This window comes from Planotetraspora sp. GP83 (assembly GCF_041262585.1).
Lineage (GTDB): Bacteria > Actinomycetota > Actinomycetes > Streptosporangiales > Streptosporangiaceae > JAOEGB01.
Genome location: NZ_JBGCBZ010000058.1, coordinates 1 through 1,391 on the forward strand (window position 1 = coordinate 1; position 1,391 = coordinate 1,391).

General features: G+C 66.6%; 1 pseudogene. It reads right to left on the bottom strand.

The window, feature by feature from the left end:
* A pseudogene (locus ABH927_RS34160) lies at positions 1 to 1,391 on the bottom strand (phosphoketolase); the annotation flags it as partial.

Consider the following 1,391-nt stretch of genomic DNA (forward strand, 5'->3'; position numbering starts at 1 on the left):
ATGTGGATGAACGCCTCATAACAGTTGAACAGCCCATGCCGGCCGGTCAGCAGATACCCCTCCAGCCACCCCTGACACAGGTGCTCACTCAGCACCTCCATCACCCGGCCGTCGGGAGAGAGGTTCTCGTCGGTCGCAAGGACCTCGGCCCCCCATGCCTTACCGGTGACCTCGAACACGGCCGAAAGCCGGTTCGACGCGGTCTCATCCGGCCCCATCAACCGGAAATTATCCCGGTTGGCCGCGATCACATCCCGCAGGAACCCGCCCAGCACACGGGTCGGCTCCGTGAAAACAGACGCCGGCGACTTCACCACCACCCCATGACCGCGGAAGTCCGGCAGCTCCAACGGCCGCAACACCACACCACCGTTGGCGTGCGGGCTGGCGCTCATCCGCCGCGGGCCCTCCGGCACCGTACCCAGAATTTCGGCGTTCGGCCTCCCCCGGGCGTCGAACAGCTCCTGCGGCCGGTAGGAGCGCATCCACTCCTCCAGCATCGCCCGATGCCCCGCATCATCCCGGACCCCCGCCAGCGGCACCTGATGCGCCCGCCACGTCCCCTCCACCGGCACACCGTCCACCTCACGCGGCCCGGTCCACCCCTTCGGCGTACGAAGGACGATCATCGGGAGACGACGCTCCCCGCCCCGCTTGTACTCGCCGATCTCATCGAAAACCACCTCCAAGGTCTCGGCCATCAACCGGTGCATCACCCCGGGATCGTCCCCCGCCACCAGGTGCGGGCGATACCCGTACCCCTCCAAAAGCTTGACCAGCTCCCCCTCCGGAATCCTGGCCAGCACCGCCGGGTTCGCGATCTTGTACCCGTTCAGATGCAGAACCGGCAACACGACACCGTCCTTGTCCCGGTTCAGGAACTTGTTCGAATGCCAGCTCGCGGCCAGCGGACCCGTCTCCGCCTCCCCGTCCCCGATCACACACGCCACCACCAGACCCCGATTGTCATAGGCCGCGCCGTAAGCATGGGCGAGCGCATACCCCAGCTCACCACCCTCATGGATCGAACCCGGCGTCTGCGGAGCGACATGACTCGGAATGCCCCCCGGGAAGGAGAACTGCCGAAACAGCCGCCGCATCCCCGCCTCGTCCCGCGAGACCTCGGGATAGATCTCGGAGTAGGTCCCCTCCAGCCACGCATGCGCGACCGCCGCCGGACCGCCGTGCCCCGGACCGCAGATGTAGATCATGTCCTGACCACGCTCCCGGATCACCCGGTTCAGATGCGCGAAGCAGAAGTTCAAACCCGGCGTGGTCCCCCAATGCCCCAGCAGCCTCGGCTTGATGTGCTCAGGCGCCAGCGGCTCGGCCAGCAGCGGGTTAGCCATGAGATAGATCTGCCCGACCGCCAGATAGTTCGCAGCCCGCCA